Below are 16,526 nucleotides of genomic sequence, written 5' to 3' on the forward strand. Positions count from 1 at the left end.
ACATGGCCCGGGGTTCAGCCGGGCTCGGCGAAGGTCTCCACGGCGTGGGTCTCCACGGCGTGGGTCTCCACGGCGTGGGTCTCCACGGCGTGGGTCTCCACGGCGTGGGTCTCCACGGCGTGGGTCTCCACGGCGTGGGTCTTGCCCCGGCCGCACACCTCACCCACGGGCCCGGCGGAGGGAGGGCGTGCGGCGTGGCGAACCCGCGATCCGAAACCCGCACAAGGTCCACCGGCCCCGGGACAGCCAGAACAGGCAGCGCCATGGCACGATTTCGGAGTGACTCGCCCCACCGTCAGGGAACTCCGCCGCACCGGGGAGTTGCCGTGAGGCTCCCTCCAGCTCGCGGAGCCGCTGAGAGCGAGCTCCCCACGAAGATGGTCGAGACGGGCCACGGGCCGCTGGAATTCCGCCTGGACCGTCGCGGGTCGGACACCGTCGTGATCTTCCATGGCGGGCACATGCGAGCCGGACTGGCCCTCGGCGAAGAGCCGTTCACGCAGGCGGGCTGCTCCCTGCTCGTGCCGTCGCGGCCCGGATACGGCCGTACCCCTGTCACGACCGGCGGATCGGCGGAAGGCTTCGCCGACGCCACCGCCGCGCTCTGCGCACATCTCGGCGTCACCCGGGTCACGGCGGTGGTCGGCGTCTCGGGCGGGGGTCCCACGGCCGTCGCGATGGCCGCACGACACCCTGCTCTGGTGGAGCGGCTGATCCTGCAGAGCGCGGTGGGACCGGTGCCCTGGCCCGACCGCCGTACGTACCTCGGCGCTCATGTCGTCTTCACGCCCCGCACGGAACCGGCGACGTGGGCACTGGTGCACGCGCTCGTACGACACGCACCCGATGCGGCGCTTCGGATGCTGTTGCGCGACCTCACGGTCCTTCCGGCCCGGAGGGTCGTGGCGGGCCTGCGGCCCGAGCACCGGGAGACGGCGATCGCCCTGTTCACACGGATGCGCTCCAGGCACGGGTTCCTGAACGACCTCCACGACCTCAAGGCCGGCCCCGACCTCAGGCGTCTGTCGGCCGAAGTCGACCAGCCCGGCCTGGTGATCGCCAGCCGTCACGACGGCGCCGTGCCGTTCGCCCATGCCCAGGCCCTGGCCGCTGCTCTGCGGAGAGCGGAGCTGCTGGAGAGTCTCGCGGACAGTCACTTCATCTGGTTCGGCGACGACTGGCCCGCCATCGCCGCGCGCATCCGCGACTTCCTTCAGCCTTGACGCTGCTCCGCGTCAGAGAGCCGTCAAGGCCGAGCCCACGGCCGTATGAGGAGCGTCAACGACCCTCGCCTCCACCTTGAGCAGGGGGTTCCCTCAAGAGGTCCGTTCTCACCCGAACCTCGTTCAGGAGCCTGCGATGGCCGACGTGGCCTTCGTCATCACCACGATCGCGGTATTCGCGCTGGTGCCCTTCGTCGCCAAGGGGGTGGCGAAGCTGTGACCGCCGAGGCTGTTTCACATTTTGAGATGGGCGTCGGACTGGTCGTGGCCGTCGCCCTGCTGGGCTATCTCGTCTTCGCCCTGGCCCTGGGCGGCATACCGGACCCCGAGGAGAGCGTCGAGCTGGACATCCCCGAGACCCTGCCGATGGTCGCCGCCGACCCGGGTCTGCTGGAGCGATCGGTCGCCAACGTCGTGGAGAACGCGGTCAAGTACAGTCCCGCCGGCCAGCCCGTGCTGGTGTCGGCCAGCGCCATCGCCGACCGGGTGGAGGTCCGCGTGGTCGACCGCGGCCCAGATGTCCCCTACGAGGCCAAGGACCGCATCCTCGCCCCCTTCCAGCGCTTCGGCGACGCCCGCGCGGCGCGGGGGTGGGCCTCGGCCTCGCGGTCGCGCGCGGCTTCGCCGAAGCCATGGGAGGCGCCCTCAACGCCGAGGACACCCCCGGCGGCGGCCTCACCATGGTGCTCACCCTGAAGGCGGCCCCCGGCCTGCCGACCGCAGGCCCCGATCTGTCGGCCACTGTTTCGAGGTAGCGAGCAACGAATGCGGTCGTCGGGCGAGCGGGCCGCCGCCTGATCCGCTCACCTCAGGAGCTGATCGTCAGGGCCGGCCGTCGCCCACGGAGAGGCCCGAGATCTCGAAGACGGCCCTGACCGTCTCCTCGTCGATCCGCCGGGACACCTGCCGCGGCGCGGACCGCGGACTCTCCACGTACGCGCCTCAGCTGTCCCTGTGGCTCATCCCGGCCCCGTGGCCCAGCCGTGCGCGCCCGGCGCGCCAGGTCGGCGATCCCGGCGATCGCGGTGAGGGTCAGCCCCGTCACCTCTCGCGGGTGCGGCCGGTCGGTGGCGGCGGTGGCCGCCCCGAGGACGCGCAGGCCCCTCTCGTGGAGTCACAAGCCAGCAGCGGTGAGGATTCGAAGCATCTGGGTCGGTCGCAGCGCGGAGTTGGCAGCGGCATCGTCGGCCACTTGGGGGTCTGGGTCAGAGAGCAGATGCTCCAGCAACGCGTCCGTGATGTTGGGGTGACGGGCGACCCCGCGGCGCAGGAAGGACTCGGCAGCGGCAGCGAGTTGCTGAAGGTCTGGCACGGGTAGTTCTGGGTCTTGCAGGGCGAGGTAGCGCACGTTCGGGCTTGGTTCGTCAACGAACGTGCGCAGCATGTGGCGGGGGAAGTTGGGGTGGTCGACGAGTAGCGGTCGGATGTGGAATACGTCGCCGTGTGCGCGTACCAGCCCTTCCAGGATCTCCGGTGGTGTGTCTGGCCGACGGGCGGCAGCACGACGGACCAGGAGTTCCGGGTCGTTGTCCAGCCGACGCCATGCCTCTTCAGGTAGGTCGTGACAGGAGGCCAGTACGCGCCGGAATGTTGTGTACTGGCAGTCCAGGTAGGTCATCCGCTCATTGAGGGGCGCTTCGCGCAGCCAGTCCGGTTCGGCGAAGTTCCAGTTCAGAGCCACCTCGGCCTCGATGCTTCCGTCCGCGCGTTCGGCTTCTACGAGCGCATACAGTCGGTCCCGGATTTCGGCGTCCACATGGCGACTCTGCGCCGCCGCGACCCGCACGAGCGGGTCGTCGATGTCCAGTAGCCGGGCAACCATCTCTGCCGATAGGTGAGGGTTCCCGGCGACAGCCTGATGGACCTCCTCTTCCTCGCTCCGCATGAGCTGCGCAAACTGCTCCGACGTGAGCGGGACGTAGCGCGCCACGTTGACGCGTACGGCAGGGTCGGCAAGGCAACGCTCCCTCCACTCAGGCGGGACACCCGGTTGCCTGTGCTCGGTGGCGGCTGCACGGACCTGCGGATCCGGGTCGGCGAGTAGTTCCACTTGCACGGCGAGAGGCCGGTCGTACCAGGCTCGCGCGACCGCGGCGCGCAGGCTCGGACTCGGCGCGCTGACGAGTGCCGTCCGAGGCTGGCCGTAGGCTTCCTCCAGGTCATCGATGCCGATCGGCACCTTGCGATCCACCATGTCGCGGACAAAGTCTGTGTATGCATCACGGATCGCCGGATCGGGATGCTCGGCGATCCTTCGGCGCATCTCCGGGGAAATCCGGTCCCCCCGAAGGCCCACCGCGGTGTTGTCGTCGCCGTGCGTCAGCAGAGCCTCGACAACAGCGTCCTCCAGCCGCCCGCGACGCAGCGATATCCCGTGTCGGCCGGCCTTGTGTGTGGCCAGGCGTACCAGGACGTCCTGAGGGGCTGTTGGGTTCCGCCCCAGCCCGGACAGCTGGGGGTGATCGAGGCTTGTCATGCGCTCAACCTAGTCAGGCCGATGCGTGCCAGCTTTCCATCGATCCTTGGTCCGGAAAAGGTCCGGGCACTCCGCCGACGAGCTGCCGTACGTCTGCGACCGCCTCTGGCGGCACCCGCGCACCGGCGAACTGCGGCAGCGGCATCGGCCTCGCCGGCGTCAAAGAGCTGGTCACCGCCCACGGTGGCACGGTCACCGCCGGCTCCGCACCAGGCGGCGGGACCTGGATGACGCTCCGTGTCCCCAGGGCCGACGCCCGGCCCTCGCAGCAGCGCGGGCACGGCGCACGGATCCGGACATTACCTGCCAGGCAAATACCCCCTGGGGTATTTGACGCACCCCTCCGGGTCGCCGTACTCTCACCGTCAAGGAAACCCCCGGGGGTATTTGAGGAGGCAACGAGATGGCTCGTGAAGTGGAGCTGGAGGCGTTCGCCGCAGCCTGGGCCGACGGCGCTCTCACGGTCGACGTACGGGAGCCCGACGAGTACGCCGCGGGGCATGTCCCGGGTGCCCGGCCCATGCCGCTGCGTTCCGTGCCCGCGCGATGCGGTGAACTGCCCGCCGACCGGCCGGTGTACGTGATCTGCGCGAGCGGCAACCGCAGCAGGACCGCCGCCGACTGGATGAACTCCGTCGGTATCGACGCCTACTCCGTGGCCGGCGGCACCTCGGCATGGGCCCGCGGCGGACGCCCGGTCACGGCCGGCCCCGTCGAGCACGCGGCCTGACCCCGCACCCAACACCCGCACCCGGTCTCGAAGAGAAGGAGTTCCGCCTTGGCCGCCACCCCCTCATCCCCCATCGCGCCGCTCTCCGGCCGCCACCGCGTCGCTGTCATCGGCGGCGGCAGCGCCGGCATCAGCGTCGCCGCGCGCCTGCGCCGGGCCGGCGTCAGCGACATCACCCTCGTCGAACCGTCCGACACCCACTGGTACCAGCCGCTGTGGACCCTGGTCGGCGGCGGCCAGGCACCCCTGCGCAGCAGCCACCGCCCCGAAGGATCGGTCATACCCGACGGCGTGCGCTGGATCCGGCGGCACGCCCTGGCGGTCGACCCCGACGCCCGCAAGGTCGCACTCTCCGGCGACGCCGAGCTCGCCTACGAGTACCTGGTGCTGGCACCCGGCCTCCAGCTCGACTGGGACGGCGTGCCCGGTCTCGCCGAGGCCGTCGGGCACGACAAGGTGAGCAGCAACTACGCGCCCGAGTACGCCCCGCGCACCTGGGAGCTGATCAAGGGAATGCGCTCGGGCACCGCGGTCTTCACCCACCCGGCCACCCCACTGAAATGCGGCGGCGCCCCGCAGAAGATCGCCTACCTTGCCGCCGACCACTGGCGCAGGCGGAAGGTCCTGGACGACATCCGCGTCATCCTGGTGATCCCGGACCCGGCGATGTTCAAGGTGCCCGCCTGGTCAAAGGTCCTGGAGAAGGTGGCCGCCCGGTACGGCATCGAGGTGCGGCTGCGTTCCGAGATGACCGGCGTCGACGGCGACGGCCGCGAGGTCACCGTCACCGACCATGCGGACGGCACGAGGGAGACCATCGGCTACGACCTCCTGCACGTCGTCCCGCCGCAGAGCGCGCCCGACTGGATCAAGACCGGCCCGCTTGCCGATCCGGCGAGCCCGCAGGGGTTCGTCGCCGCCGACAAGCACACGCTCCAACACCCTTCCTACGAGAATGTCTTCGCCCTCGGTGACGTGGCGAGCCTGCCCACGTCCAAGACCGGCGCGGCCGTGCGCAAGCAGGCACCGGTCGTGGCCGCCAATCTGCTGGACGTCATGAACGGCAAGGCGCCCTCGCACCGGTACGACGGCTACACGTCCTGCCCGCTGGTGACCGCCCGGGACCGGATGCTGCTGGCCGAGTTCGACTACGACCTGCGGCCGACGCCCTCGTTCCCGCTCATCGACACGTTCAAGGAGCGGCGCGACATGTGGGTGTTCAAGCGGTACGGGCTGCCGCCGGTGTACTGGCACGGCATGCTCACCGGCCGCCTCTGACCGGTCGGCCCGGCCATCCCCCGACCCGGGCCGACCACCTGGCCCTCACGCCCCGAACCGGGGCGAACCAGACGCTCCCATATACCCCCCTGGGTATTGGACAGACTCCACTCTTCCGACATGGAGGTCACCCGACCATGTTCTTCGCCCAGTACTACCTCGACTGCCTCTCCCAGGCGTCCTACATGATCGCCGACGAGACCACCGGCAAGGCCGTCGTCGTCGACCCCCGCCGTGACGTGTCCGAGTACCTCACCGACGCCGCCGAACACGGGTTCACCGTCGAAGCCGTCATCAACACCCACTTCCACGCCGACTTCCTCGCCGGCCACCTGGAGCTCGCCGACCGCACCGGCGCCTGGATCGGCTACGGTCAGCGCGCCGAGGCCGAGTACCCCATCCGCAAGCTGGCCGACGGCGAGCGGATCAGCCTCGGCGACGTCCAGCTCCGGATCCTCGAAACCCCCGGCCACACCCCGGAGTCGATCAGCATCCTGGTCCACGAGCACGCCGACGACACCATCCCCTACGGCATCCTCACCGGCGACGCCCTGTTCATCGGCGACGTCGGCCGCCCCGACCTGCTCGCCTCGATCGGCGTGACCGCCGACGAACTCGGCCGGATGCTCTACGACACCGTCCAGAACAAGCTGATGGCGCTGCCCGACGCCGTCCGTGTCTTCCCCGCCCACGGCGCCGGATCCGCCTGCGGCAAGAACCTCTCCACCCAGCGCCAGTCCACCATCGGCGAACAGCGCACGACCAACTACGCCTGCCGGCCCATGAGCGAGGAGAAGTTCGTCGAGCTGGTCACCGCGGGCCAGCCGTCCGCGCCCGCCTACTTCGTCTACGACGCCATCCTCAACCGCAAGGAGCACGGCCTGTTCGACGCGGCCGACGCGCCCCGTCCGCTGTCCACCGCGGAGTTCCTGGAACGACGCACAGCCGGGGCGGTGGTGGTCGACGCCCGCTCCCCGCAGGACTTCGCCACCGGGCACCTGCGCGGCTCCATCAACGTGCCCGCCGACGGCCGCTTCGCCGAACAGGCCGGCATGGTCGTCGCCCCCGACCAGGACGTCGTCGTCATCGCGCCCCAGGACCGCGAGGAGGAGATCGTCACCCGGCTCGCCCGCATCGGCTTCGACAAGGTCGGCGGGTATCTCCGTGAGCCCGAGGGCGCCTTCGTCGTCCTGGCCGCCGAAATGCGACAGGCCGGCCGCCTGACCGCCGACGAACTGCGCCGGGCACTCGACGGCGACGAACCCCCGCTGGTCCTGGACGTGCGCAACACCGCCGAGCGCGAAGAAGGCTTCATCGAGGGCTCGCTGCACATCCCGCTTGCCGAACTCGCCCGCCGCGCCGACGAGATCCCGGTCGACCGGCCCCTGGTCGTCCACTGCGCGGGCGGCCACCGTTCCTCCGTCGCCGCCGGCCTGCTGCGGCACAACGGCCACGCCGACGTCTCCGACCTGCTCGGCGGATACGGCGCCTGGCTCGCCCAGTCCTCCCCCACGCTCGGCTTCTCCCCCGCGCTCGGCTTCGCTCGAGCGGGAGGTGCCCCCACCGCGGGGGGACCCGCCTCGGCCGACGTCTGACCCAGCGTCCACCGGGCGGCGGCCCCGAGACATCGGCCGCCGCCCGCCCCCGTCTTGAGAACGCTTCCGAGGCAGCAAGGAACCCCGATGACCACCCACGCCGACAAACCACGACTCGACCCCGCCGCTCTACGCGACCTGGCCCGGGACGGGGAGGGCCCGCGTCTGCTGGACGTGCGCACGCCCGGCGAGTTCCGCACCGCCCACATCCCCGGCTCCTACAACGTCCCCCTCGACACCCTGCGCGAGCACCGCGCCGAGCTGCTGCGCCACCTCGACGAGGACGTCGTCCTCATCTGCCGCTCCGGCGCCCGCGCCGCCCAGGCCGAACAGGCCCTCGCCGAGGCCGGACTGCCCAACCTGCGTGTCCTCGACGGTGGTGTCATGGCCTGGGAGGCGGCCAGGGGCCCCCTCACCCGCGGCCCCGACCGCTGGGACCTGGAACGCCAGGTGCGCCTGATCGCCGGATCCATCGTGCTGGTCACCGGCGTCGTGGGCCTGTTCCTGCCCGGACTGCACCTCATCGGCACGGCCGTCGGCGCCGGACTGACCGTCGCGGCCCTGACCAACACCTGCGCCATGGGCATGCTGCTGTCCAAGCTGCCCTACAACCGCGGCCCCCGCACCGACCTCGACACCGTCGTCGCCGCCCTGCGGGGCTCGTCGTGATCGCCGTCATCGTCGCCGCGTCCCTGCTCATCGGCGTCAGCCTCGGCGTCCTGGGCGGCGGCGGATCCATCCTGACCGTCCCCATCCTGATCTACCTGGCCGGCATGGAGACCAAGGAGGCCATCGCCACCTCCCTGTTCGTCGTCGGCGTCACCAGCGCCGCAGGAGTCGTCTCGCACGCCCGCGCCGGACGCGTCCGCCGGCGCACGGGGGTGCTGTTCGGTCTGGCGGGCATGACCGGCGCCTACGCGGGCGGGCGGCTGGCCGAGTTCGTCCCCGGCACCGTCCTGCTGCTCGCGTTCGCCCTCATGATGATCGCCACCGCCGTCGCCATGATCCGCGGCCGCAGGCGGCAGCCGAAGAAGGTCCACCACGAACTCCCCGTCCTGCACGTCCTGCTGGACGGCATCGTGGTGGGGCTGATCACCGGACTGGTCGGAGCCGGCGGAGGCTTCCTGGTCGTCCCCGCCCTCGCGCTGCTGGGCGGACTGCCCATGACCGTGGCCGTCGGCACCTCACTGCTGGTCATCTCCATGAAGTCCTTCGCGGGCCTGGCCGGTTACCTCGCCAGCGTGCACATCGACTGGGGGTTCGCGGCCCTCGTCACGGCGACCGCCGTCGTCGGCAGCCTGCTCGGCGGGCGTCTCGCCGGACGCATCCCGCAGGACGCCCTGCGCAAGTCCTTCGGCTGGTTCGTCGCCGTCATGGGCGTCTTCGTCCTCAGCCAGCAGATCAGCTCCGACCTGCGCCACACCCTGCTGACGAGCCCTTGGACGTGGGCCTCGGTGGCCGCGGCGGCGGGGGTCGTGTTCAGCTGGTACATGCTGCGCGGGCCCGACGTGCGAACGCCGACGGGGGTCCCGCCGCGGTGGGGGCACCTCCCGCTCGAGCGAAGCCGAGCGTGGGGGAGAAGCCGAGCGTGGGGGAGGGCAGGCGACGCCTCGGCGCCGTCGGACGACGCAAGCGGGCGGACCGTCTCGCGCCCCGTCCCTGCTGAGACCGTGCGGAGCGATGGCGCCACCGTGTCACCGCACGACACGTAGCGACGCAACGGAAGCTCCAAGAACCCGGTCCCCCTGGGGGTGTCCGGTGGACGACACAGAAGTCATGAACGTCGTGAACACAGAAGCGGACTCGTGGGCCGAGGTGCTCGACCGGCTGCGCCGGGCCCAGGGACAACTGGCCGCGGTCATCGCCACGAGCGGGCCGTGCCACCACTCGCCGAGGCCGGGTTCATCGGGATTCCCGGACGTCCCGGACGTCCCGTCCGCGGCGCCGGCGAGCGCGGCGGCAGAGGCGTTCGCGTTCTTCGCCGACGCGCGCGTGCGCCCCTACGTTCCCGTTCTGGCCCTCAAACACGCCGCCCGGCATCTGTCCGACCGCTTCAACACCCGGGGCGACAAGAGCGGCGAGACATGAGGCCGACCCCGAAGTGCGTTCTCGACCGGTCCCGGCCCTGCAACGCCTGCATCGCCCCGGACCCCAGCGGCTGCCCCTACCCGTATCTGCTCGCCGGGGACGACGCGGAGGACCCGGACGAGGGCAACAGTACGGGCGAGGATTCCACTCACGTGGAGGGATGAGGTGCGCACGATGGACGCAGCAGGCTGGGACGAGCGGTACCGGGGCAGCGAACCGGTGTGGACGGCAGGAGACGCGCGTGTCCAGGTCGGTGATGATCGGGAACGAGATGCGCACGCCCGGCTTCTCCATCGATCGCACGGGTCCAGGCGAGGTGGCTGTGGACGGAGTCCACGGAGTTGCCGAGCAGGGCGGTGTGGCGGGCGGCGAACTCGTCGGCGAGTTCGGTGAAGGCGACGAACTCGGTGGTGCACACCGGCGTGAAGTCGGCCGGGTGCCTGAAGAGCACCAGCCACCGGCCGGCGTCCCGCATCGTGGGAGAGCTGCCGCGCGCGAGCACGGGAACAATGCGGCCTTGCGCGACGCTTCCACCTGTACCCCGCCTGGTATTGAAGTCCCGGAAGACACCCGGTGGGAACCGTCACCGCCCCGGCGGAGGAGCGTGAGAACGATGGCGACGACAGGACCTGACCGACTCCCTACGAGCGAGGACGGCTCTCTCGTGACCAGCTGCGGGCGCAGAATCGCCGTGCGACGCCTACGGCTCGCACCCGCGGAGCGGCCCATCAGCCGGGTCGCCCTGGACGTGGGACGGGACCAGGGCGGCGAACCGGGAGTGTGGGCGGCACTCACCCCCGGCGAGGCACGTGACCTGGCCCGCCTGCTCCTCCTGCACGCCGGCCTGACCGAGCGCGGTACCGAGCCCGCCGACCCGTCACGGAAGAGCTCTCCCTCCCTCTGACTTCGACACCGGTCCGAGTCACTGCAGGATCCGATATTCCCGGTCGCCCAGGAATTCCGGACGACGCCAGAGCACCGGGGTCGTCGGACGACGGGCCGGCATGACAGGCGATGGCGCGGCATTGCCGCTCGCGCGCCACCGGTTCGACGACACGGCACCGGGCCGGATCCCGCCCGGTGAAGGACGTGCCGAACTCGGCGTTCAGCCGGTCCGCCACCTGTTGCGGCACGGGCCGGCCCAGGACGGCGACACCGGACCGGCGGGCGGCGAACAGCGCGGCGCCGGTGGCCCGCTGATGGTCCCGGTGCCCGGTGACGCCTCCCCGTGTCGAACACGAGCAGGTGACTGGGGCGCTGCTCACCGACCGGGCGGGCCACCTCCGTGGCGAGCCGGAGCAACGGGATGTCGACGAGAGCACCGTCCGGGTGACCGGCCAATTCCACGCGCTCGACACCCAGTTCCCTTGCGGCACAGACGAGTTCGTCCGCGCGCACGGTGTGCGGGTCACCGGGCCCGTAGTGCAGCGTGGACGCCTCATCGTGAGTGAAGCAGAACACCGCCGCGGGCACCCCGCCGCCGGACCGCGGGGCCAGGAGGGAGCGCCCAGCCCGAACAATTCGTCGTCGGGACGGGCGACCACGGCCTGCACCCGCCGCACGCCTTCCGGCAGGCCGGGTACGGTGCCGGTCGTCTCAGGTGTAGATGATCTGGCCGCCGGCCGCGTGTTCGTAGAACTCGCCGACCGTGATGATGCCCTGGACCTGCTCGACGAGGTCGTCCTTGTCGAGTTCGAAGAGGTCGACCGACGCCTTGCAGGCGTAGATCCCGGCACCCGTGTCCGAGATCATCTCGATGAACTCGGGGATCGGCGGGATGTCGAGCTTCTCCATCTTGCGTTCCATGTACCGGGTGACCAGGTCCGGCACCCCCGGCATGCCGCCCAGCAGGGTCGGCAGGTGCAGACCGGGGTTGCCGACCGTGGCCAGCTTGATGTGCTCCCAGCGCTTCTTCGTGATCGCGTCCAGGCCGAAGAAGGTGAAGAACAGGTCGGCCTCGATGCCCTCGGCGCGGGCGCCGTTGGCCATGATCAGGGCCGGGTAGATCCCCTCCAGGGATCCCTTGGAGACGATGATCGAGACCTTCTCGATCGTGGCGGTGTCGGCCATGGCGTAACGCTCCTTCGGGTCAGATGCAGCCGCGCGGCTTGGGAATCCCGGCGATCTTCGCGGCGGTCTTGGCCGGGCCCTTCGGGAAGAGCTGGTAGAGCTCCTTGACGCTCACGCCGGAGGTCTTGCCGAGCACCCGCACGGTGGGTCCGGTGCCCTTGGCGGCGTACTGCTCGCGCATGAAGCGGATGACCGTCCAGTGCCGGTCGGTCAGCGTCTCGATGCCCTGCTCGTGGGCGAGCTGTTCGGCCATGGGCTCGGTCCACCGGTCGGGGTCGGTGAAGAAGCCCTCGTCGTCGACGGGAACGGTGGTGTCGGCGTAGGTGGCGGTGGGCATGGTGGTGCTCCTTCGGTTCAGGCGTGGATGTGGTGCTTGCCGTGCTCGGGCATCGCCGAGCCGATGCCGGGCAGGTCCCGGCCGGGCAGCAGGCTGTGCCAGTACAGCCATTCGAAGGCGAGCTTGCCGAGGTGGGCCGCGTGGGACTCCTTCAGCAGCGGCAGGCCGACGGCGGCCGGGAAGTGGCCGGGCAGCGGCTCGGTGTCGTAGTTGAAGTCGATGAGCAGCGCCTTGTGGAAGCCGGTCTCGACGAAGCAGTTGGCGTGCCCGTCGAAGGAGGCGTCCAGCGGCTGTCCGGCGAGGAAGCGGTCGATGTTGTGCACCAGGGTCTCGCCCTCGAAGTGGGCCACCGACCCGGCCTTGGAGGCGGGCAGACCCGCGGCGTCGCCGATCGCGAACACCTCGGGATGGTCGGGGTGTTGGAGGGTGTGCGGGTCGACGGGCACGAAGTCCAGCTCGTCACCCAGGCCCTCGGAGCGTCCGACGTACTCCGCGCCGCCGTGCAGGGGCACGACGACGGCGAGGTCGAACGGCACCTCGCGTTCGTCGTACGAGACCAGTCGGCCACCTTCGCCGTCGACCTCGCCGAGCGTGAACTCGGTGACCAGCTCGACGCCCTTCTCCGCCAGCAGCCCGCCCAGCGCCTTCGCCGCGACCGGCTTGGTGAAAGCGGCGTCCAACGGGGTGACGTAGGTCAGCCGGACCCTGTCGCGGATGCCGCGCCGCTGGAAGTACCAGTCAGCGAGGAAAGCGAACTCCATTGGCGCTACGGGGCACTTGAGCGGCAGGTCCGCGACGTCGATCACGACGCGGCCGCCGTCGAAGTGCTCCAGCGCATGGTGCAGGCCGACGGCGCCGGGCAGGTCGTAGAAGGTGAAGACGTTCTCGCCCCAGCCGGGACCGGTCAGCCCTTCGGTCTCCTCCGGCAGCAGCCGGGCTCCGGTGGCGACCACCAGGACGTCGTAGGAGAGTCGGATGCCGTCGGCGAGGTGCACCGTCCGCGCATCCAGGTCGACCCGCTCGATCCGCGCCTGCTTGTAGTCGACGGCGGCGTGCAGCTGCCGCGGGCGGGAGCGGACGAGGTGGTGCGGCTGGGCGAGCCCGAAGGGGACGAACAGCAGGCCGGGCTGGTAGACGTGGTCATCGTCCTGGTCGACGACCGTGATCCGGAAATCCCGCTCGTCGTACATGCGCTGCAGGCGGTTGGCCGTCATGGTGCCGGCGGTTCCGCTTCCGAGAATCACGATGTGTTTGCCCATGTCCCCACTGTCATGCGGCAGATGAGAGCGGGACATGGGCCGCTGGTCCCCACCCGAGTACCCACCGGGGTATGCCTTCACCCAGCCCCCTTGCTCGCCGCAGCCGACTTGTCCGCCGCAAACCCGCCGCAAACCCGCCGACAAAATACCCCGCAGGGTATATCGACGCGGCAGCTTGCCGGTTGCCCGGGCGCTCCGGCGCGAAGCCGCAGCAGGGCCGAACCGTGCCCCTTCCGGCACTGATACGACCTGGCCGACCTGCCCGGCGGGAACCTCGCGGTCGCCGTCGGCGACGTCGTCGGCCACGGTCTCGCCGCCGCCTGCGTCATGGCGCGGCTGCGCAGCGCGCCGTGCGCGGCCTGCCGACGACCCCGCCCAGGCCCTGGATGACCTCGGCCTGCACATCCGCTCCGTCGACGGCGCCGAGTCGACCACCGTCGTGACGGCCTTCGTCGACTGGGACACCCCCACCATCACCCACAGCTCCGCCGGCCACCCTCCCCCGGCCCCCGCTGCACCCCGGCGGCAACACCTGCGAGCCGAGCCACTTCCCTGTGGGTGACGCGCATTCGGATCCTTCTCACACCCGGCCCGTTCCGGCCGGGCCGTGGTCGGGGCCGATCGGCACATGCGGCGGTCGCGTGCCGGGCGGAGAGTGGGAGGGGGAACGCGCGCGACACCAGGAGGTGGAAAGCCATGTGGCACCGGATGGTGAGCGACCTCATGACCACATCGGTCGTCCGGGTACGCCGGGACACCGGCTTCAAGGAGATCGCCAAACTGCTCGCCGAGTACGGCATCACCGCCGTACCGGTCGTGGACGACGACGAGCACCCCGTGGGTGTCGTCTCCGAAGCGGACCTGCTGCGCAAGGAGGCCGCCCAGCTGGACCCGGCCGGCCTGCTGCCGGTCCTGCACGCCAGGCCCGCCGCACGTGCGAAGGCGGAGGCCACGACCGCCGAGGGACTGATGAACAGTCCGGCCGTGACCGCCAGGCCGCAGTGGACGGCCGTGGAGGCCGCCCAGGTCATGGAGCGCCACCACGTCAAGCGGCTGCCGGTGATCGACGAGACCGACAGGTTGGTCGGCCTGATCAGCCGGGCCGACCTGCTCCGTGTCTTCCTGCGCGGGGACAGTGCCATCCGGGAGGAGATCTCGGGGGACGTACTCGTGCGCACCCTCGGGACCACGCCCGGCACGGTCACCGTGCGGGTCGTCGACGGCCGGGTCTCGCTGAAGGGCACCGTCGAGCGCAGGTCCCTCGTCCCGGTCGTCGTACGGCTGTGCCAGGGCGTGGACGGCGTGGTCGACGTGACCGCCGAACTGCACCACCGGATCGACGACACCTCCACCGCGCCCGAGACCGGCGCTTCGCGCCGCGCCGGACTGGCGACGTGAGCGCGGGATGGGAGTCGACCGCCCGCCATGGCCGCCCCGGCAGCCCGTGGCGCGCCGCCTCGTCCACCGCCCGGTCCACCGCCCGGTCCACTGAATACCGTCGCACCGTCGCAGGTCCCTCGCGACACGTGAACCAGCTCCCCGACGAGGGCTCGCCGCCAGAGTTGCAGCAGGCCGATCAGCGACGATCGTGGAGGTGTACGACCATGCGGAGCGCCCGCGAAGGGCCGCACCCGTAGTGGAAGGGAGGACCACCGTGATGACGAGGACCGGCGTCTTCGGCGCCATGACGAAGGAACATCGCGATCAGCTGATGTCGCTCGCCCGTGAGGTGTCGTTCGAGACGGCTGAGCGCATCTTCGAGGAGGGCGGATCCGCCGACCGTTTCTGGATCATCCACACGGGCACGGTCGCTCTCGACCTTCAGGTGCCCGGCGGACGACCGGCGGTCATCGAGACCCTCGGCGCGGGGCGGATGCTGGGCTGGTCCTGGCTGGTTCCTCCCCACCAATGGCATCTGGGGGCCGAGGCCGCCAGCCCGGTGCGTGCCCACGAGTTCGACGCGGTGACGGTTCGTGGGATGTGCGCCGAGGATCCGCGGCTGGACCACGAGCTGTGCACCTACGTCACCGGTGTGCTCGCGCGCAGGCTGAGGGCCGCCCGCGTACGGCTGCTCGACCTGTACGCGCCCCACGGCGCGGGCGACGTGCCCTGACGACACAAGACAACGAGGTGGTCGGAAGTGTCTGAGACTCCGCACATCGTGAGCGATGTGATGACCCAGACGGTGGTGGCCGTCGGGCGCGACGCGCCTTTCAAGGAGATCGTGCGGACCATGGAGCAGTGGAAGGTCAGCGCCATGCCGGTGCTGGAGGGCGAGGGACGCGTGATCGGTGTCGTCTCCGAGGCCGACCTGCTGCCCAAGGAGGAGTTCCGCGAAGGCGAGCAGAGCCTCTACGAGCAGCGGCAGCGGCTGTCCGACGTCGCCAAGGCGGGGGCGACGACGGCGGGGGAACTCATGAGCACCCCCGCCATCACGATCCACGCCGACGCCACCCTGGCGCAGGCGGCCAGGATCATGGCCGTCCGGCGGGTCAAGCGGCTGCCCGTGGTCGACGGCATCGGCATGCTGCAGGGCATCGTCAGCCGAGCCGATCTGCTGAAGGTCTTCCTGCGGTCGGACGAGGACATCGAGGAGGAAGTCCGCCGCACCGTGGCGGCCTACCTCTTCCCGGCCTCCAGCCACGCCCTCCACGTGAACGCGCACGAGGGAGTCGTCACCCTCCGCGGACACATCCGCGACACCTCGCTCATCCCGGTCGCCGTGCGCCTCGTGCGCGCCGTGGAGGGCGTCGTGGACGTCGAGCCGCAGCTCACCGGCGAGCCCGCCGATGCCGGCGGTCCGGACACGAACGGTTCGTGACGCACTACTCCGCCGACGTGATGCGGCGTCCGGTGATCCGCGCGGGCCGGATCCAGCCGGATCAAGCCCCTGCGGAGCCATGACGTGGCGGCTCCGGACGGCTGGGGTCACGCTGGAAGGCGACCGGACGGGCGGCACGGGAATCTCCTGGAGGTGCCATGAGCAGTGCGGACGGGCGTGGGCCGATCGTGGTGGGCGTCGACCCCGATCCCTCGAAGCGGCTGGCGCTCGCCTGGGCCGTCGACGAGGCGGATCGCCGTGGCCTGCCGGTGCGGCTCGTGCACGCCCAGGGCGTACCGACGGGTGGGTACCGGTCGGGCGAGGTACTGCCGTCCTGGGAGGAGTGGAACCGGACGCTGCACGAAGCGGGCGCCGAAGTGCTCAGGGAGGCGGTCGCCTTCGTCGAGTCCCGACAGCCGACGGTGGAGATGTCCACGGTGCCGGCCGAAGGAGAGCCGGCGTGAGACGCCGATCGGCCCGGTTCCCTGGCCCATACGGCCCTGGTCGCGTCGGACGGCCCGTCCCACGATGAGAGGGCTCCGCCGATCGGAGGCGGCACACCGGCGGGACGGCCGCCGCACTCACTGGAGTCCGTGATGGAAGCCTCACGCAAGGCCCCCCGCGTGATCCGCCCGGTCCGGCCGGAGAC

Annotated in this window: 20 protein-coding genes and 3 pseudogenes; 17 read left to right on the plus strand and 6 right to left on the minus strand. The window is 70.8% G+C overall.

Going from position 1 to position 16,526, the window contains the following annotated elements; genetic code table 11:
- Window positions 1-14: 14 nt before the first annotated feature.
- Window positions 15-167, minus strand: coding sequence for a hypothetical protein (locus tag OG289_RS04405; RefSeq protein WP_327312672.1), 153 nt, complete (start codon window positions 165-167; stop codon window positions 15-17).
- Between the two features lie 159 nt (window positions 168-326).
- On the opposite strand from OG289_RS04405, the gene OG289_RS04410 reads away from it, so the two are divergent.
- The 3 genes and pseudogenes from OG289_RS04410 to OG289_RS04420 form a co-directional block, all read left to right on the plus strand.
- Complete coding sequence (locus OG289_RS04410) at window positions 327-1,223, plus strand: alpha/beta fold hydrolase (RefSeq protein WP_327312673.1); 897 nt, start codon at window positions 327-329, stop codon at window positions 1,221-1,223.
- 76 nt (window positions 1,224-1,299) lie between these two features.
- Window positions 1,300-1,443, plus strand: a complete 144-nt coding sequence (locus OG289_RS04415; RefSeq protein ID WP_327312674.1) for a hypothetical protein — start codon at window positions 1,300-1,302, stop codon at window positions 1,441-1,443.
- A 71-nt stretch (window positions 1,444-1,514) separates the two neighbouring features.
- Window positions 1,515-1,978: pseudogene (locus OG289_RS04420) on the plus strand (sensor histidine kinase); the annotation flags it as partial.
- Window positions 1,979-2,337: 359 nt separating this feature from the next.
- On the opposite strand, the gene OG289_RS04425 reads toward OG289_RS04420, so the two are convergent.
- On the minus strand, window positions 2,338-3,699 hold the full coding sequence (locus tag OG289_RS04425) for a hypothetical protein (RefSeq protein ID WP_327312675.1): 1,362 nt from the start codon (window positions 3,697-3,699) through the stop codon (window positions 2,338-2,340).
- Between OG289_RS04425 and OG289_RS04430 the strand changes: the two are divergent.
- The 8 genes and pseudogenes from OG289_RS04430 to OG289_RS04465 form a co-directional block, all read left to right on the plus strand.
- A pseudogene (locus OG289_RS04430) lies at window positions 3,615-3,890 on the plus strand (hypothetical protein); the annotation flags it as partial. The gene OG289_RS04425 and the pseudogene OG289_RS04430 sit on opposite strands and share 85 nt — an antisense overlap.
- Before the next feature lie 212 nt (window positions 3,891-4,102).
- Entirely contained in the window at window positions 4,103-4,429 is a 327-nt protein-coding gene (locus OG289_RS04435) for a rhodanese-like domain-containing protein (RefSeq protein WP_327312676.1), read from the plus strand.
- Window positions 4,430-4,477: 48 nt separating this feature from the next.
- Window positions 4,478-5,707 carry an NAD(P)/FAD-dependent oxidoreductase gene (locus OG289_RS04440; RefSeq protein WP_327312677.1) on the plus strand — a complete coding sequence of 410 codons (1,230 nt, stop codon included), beginning with the start codon at window positions 4,478-4,480 and terminating at the stop codon, window positions 5,705-5,707.
- Between the two features lie 137 nt (window positions 5,708-5,844).
- Window positions 5,845-7,302: an MBL fold metallo-hydrolase gene (locus tag OG289_RS04445; RefSeq protein WP_327312678.1), complete on the plus strand. Its 1,458-nt coding sequence runs from the start codon at window positions 5,845-5,847 to the stop codon at window positions 7,300-7,302.
- An 87-nt stretch (window positions 7,303-7,389) separates the two neighbouring features.
- Entirely contained in the window at window positions 7,390-7,971 is a 582-nt protein-coding gene (locus tag OG289_RS04450; protein WP_327312679.1) for a rhodanese-like domain-containing protein, read from the plus strand.
- On the plus strand, window positions 7,968-9,014 hold the full coding sequence (locus OG289_RS04455) for a sulfite exporter TauE/SafE family protein (RefSeq protein WP_327312680.1): 1,047 nt from the start codon (window positions 7,968-7,970) through the stop codon (window positions 9,012-9,014). The genes OG289_RS04450 and OG289_RS04455 overlap by 4 nt, the downstream gene beginning before the upstream one ends.
- A 64-nt stretch (window positions 9,015-9,078) precedes the next feature.
- Complete coding sequence (locus OG289_RS04460) at window positions 9,079-9,390, plus strand: hypothetical protein (protein WP_327312681.1); 312 nt, start codon at window positions 9,079-9,081, stop codon at window positions 9,388-9,390.
- On the plus strand, window positions 9,387-9,554 hold the full coding sequence (locus OG289_RS04465; protein ID WP_327312682.1) for a hypothetical protein: 168 nt from the start codon (window positions 9,387-9,389) through the stop codon (window positions 9,552-9,554). The genes OG289_RS04460 and OG289_RS04465 overlap by 4 nt, the downstream gene beginning before the upstream one ends.
- On the opposite strand, the gene OG289_RS04470 is transcribed toward OG289_RS04465, so the two are convergent.
- Window positions 9,539-9,892, minus strand: a complete 354-nt coding sequence (locus OG289_RS04470) for a redoxin domain-containing protein (RefSeq protein ID WP_327312683.1) — start codon at window positions 9,890-9,892, stop codon at window positions 9,539-9,541. The two genes, OG289_RS04465 and OG289_RS04470, sit on opposite strands and share 16 nt — an antisense overlap.
- A gap of 162 nt (window positions 9,893-10,054) precedes the next feature.
- Between OG289_RS04470 and OG289_RS04475 the strand changes: the two genes are divergently transcribed.
- Complete coding sequence (locus OG289_RS04475; RefSeq protein ID WP_327312684.1) at window positions 10,055-10,294, plus strand: hypothetical protein; 240 nt, start codon at window positions 10,055-10,057, stop codon at window positions 10,292-10,294.
- A 692-nt stretch (window positions 10,295-10,986) separates the two neighbouring features.
- Here OG289_RS04475 and OG289_RS04480 read toward each other — a convergent pair.
- The 3 genes from OG289_RS04480 to sqr are packed head-to-tail and all read right to left on the minus strand — an operon-like array spanning window position 10,987 to window position 13,056.
- Window positions 10,987-11,460 carry a DsrE/DsrF/DrsH-like family protein gene (locus tag OG289_RS04480; RefSeq protein WP_327312685.1) on the minus strand — a complete coding sequence of 158 codons (474 nt, stop codon included), beginning with the start codon at window positions 11,458-11,460 and terminating at the stop codon, window positions 10,987-10,989.
- Window positions 11,461-11,479: 19 nt separating this feature from the next.
- Complete coding sequence (locus OG289_RS04485; protein WP_327312686.1) at window positions 11,480-11,797, minus strand: TusE/DsrC/DsvC family sulfur relay protein; 318 nt, start codon at window positions 11,795-11,797, stop codon at window positions 11,480-11,482.
- Between the two features lie 17 nt (window positions 11,798-11,814).
- Window positions 11,815-13,056, minus strand: coding sequence for a type III sulfide quinone reductase, selenoprotein subtype (gene sqr / locus OG289_RS04490; protein WP_327312687.1), 1,242 nt, complete (start codon window positions 13,054-13,056; stop codon window positions 11,815-11,817).
- A 243-nt stretch (window positions 13,057-13,299) separates the two neighbouring features.
- Here sqr and OG289_RS04495 point away from each other — a divergent pair.
- The 5 genes and pseudogenes from OG289_RS04495 to OG289_RS04515 form a co-directional block, all read left to right on the plus strand.
- Window positions 13,300-13,564, plus strand: a pseudogene (locus tag OG289_RS04495) (SpoIIE family protein phosphatase); the annotation flags it as partial.
- Between the two features lie 188 nt (window positions 13,565-13,752).
- On the plus strand, window positions 13,753-14,454 hold the full coding sequence (locus OG289_RS04500; protein WP_327312688.1) for a CBS domain-containing protein: 702 nt from the start codon (window positions 13,753-13,755) through the stop codon (window positions 14,452-14,454).
- A gap of 259 nt (window positions 14,455-14,713) precedes the next feature.
- Window positions 14,714-15,169: a cyclic nucleotide-binding domain-containing protein gene (locus OG289_RS04505; protein WP_327320586.1), complete on the plus strand. Its 456-nt coding sequence runs from the start codon at window positions 14,714-14,716 to the stop codon at window positions 15,167-15,169.
- 27 nt (window positions 15,170-15,196) lie between these two features.
- Window positions 15,197-15,877 (plus strand): CBS domain-containing protein, encoded by a 681-nt coding sequence (locus OG289_RS04510; RefSeq protein WP_327312689.1) that lies wholly within the window; start codon window positions 15,197-15,199, stop codon window positions 15,875-15,877.
- Window positions 15,878-16,035: 158 nt separating this feature from the next.
- The gene (locus OG289_RS04515; protein ID WP_442818868.1) at window positions 16,036-16,341 is read left to right on the plus strand and encodes a universal stress protein; all 306 of its coding nucleotides are present in this window, start codon (window positions 16,036-16,038) and stop codon (window positions 16,339-16,341) included.
- The last annotated feature ends 185 nt before the right edge of the window (window positions 16,342-16,526 follow it).

Origin of the sequence: Streptomyces sp. NBC_01235 (assembly GCF_035989285.1) — a bacterium.
Classification (GTDB): Bacteria; Actinomycetota; Actinomycetes; order Streptomycetales; family Streptomycetaceae; genus Streptomyces.

Coding starts and splice junctions, on each gene's coding strand:
- OG289_RS04425 (WP_327312675.1), bottom strand. CDS start 3,699: ATGACAAGCCTCGATCACCCCCAGCTGTCCGGGCTGGGGCGGAACCCA.
- OG289_RS04435 (WP_327312676.1), top strand. CDS start 4,103: ATGGCTCGTGAAGTGGAGCTGGAGGCGTTCGCCGCAGCCTGGGCCGAC.
- OG289_RS04445 (WP_327312678.1), top strand. CDS start 5,845: ATGTTCTTCGCCCAGTACTACCTCGACTGCCTCTCCCAGGCGTCCTAC.
- OG289_RS04450 (WP_327312679.1), top strand. CDS start 7,390: ATGACCACCCACGCCGACAAACCACGACTCGACCCCGCCGCTCTACGC.
- OG289_RS04460 (WP_327312681.1), top strand. CDS start 9,079: ATGAACGTCGTGAACACAGAAGCGGACTCGTGGGCCGAGGTGCTCGAC.
- OG289_RS04465 (WP_327312682.1), top strand. CDS start 9,387: ATGAGGCCGACCCCGAAGTGCGTTCTCGACCGGTCCCGGCCCTGCAAC.
- OG289_RS04480 (WP_327312685.1), bottom strand. CDS start 11,460: ATGGCCGACACCGCCACGATCGAGAAGGTCTCGATCATCGTCTCCAAG.
- OG289_RS04485 (WP_327312686.1), bottom strand. CDS start 11,797: ATGCCCACCGCCACCTACGCCGACACCACCGTTCCCGTCGACGACGAG.
- sqr (WP_327312687.1), bottom strand. CDS start 13,056: ATGGGCAAACACATCGTGATTCTCGGAAGCGGAACCGCCGGCACCATG.
- OG289_RS04500 (WP_327312688.1), top strand. CDS start 13,753: ATGTGGCACCGGATGGTGAGCGACCTCATGACCACATCGGTCGTCCGG.
- OG289_RS04505 (WP_327320586.1), top strand. CDS start 14,714: ATGACGAGGACCGGCGTCTTCGGCGCCATGACGAAGGAACATCGCGAT.
- OG289_RS04515 (WP_442818868.1), top strand. CDS start 16,036: ATGAGCAGTGCGGACGGGCGTGGGCCGATCGTGGTGGGCGTCGACCCC.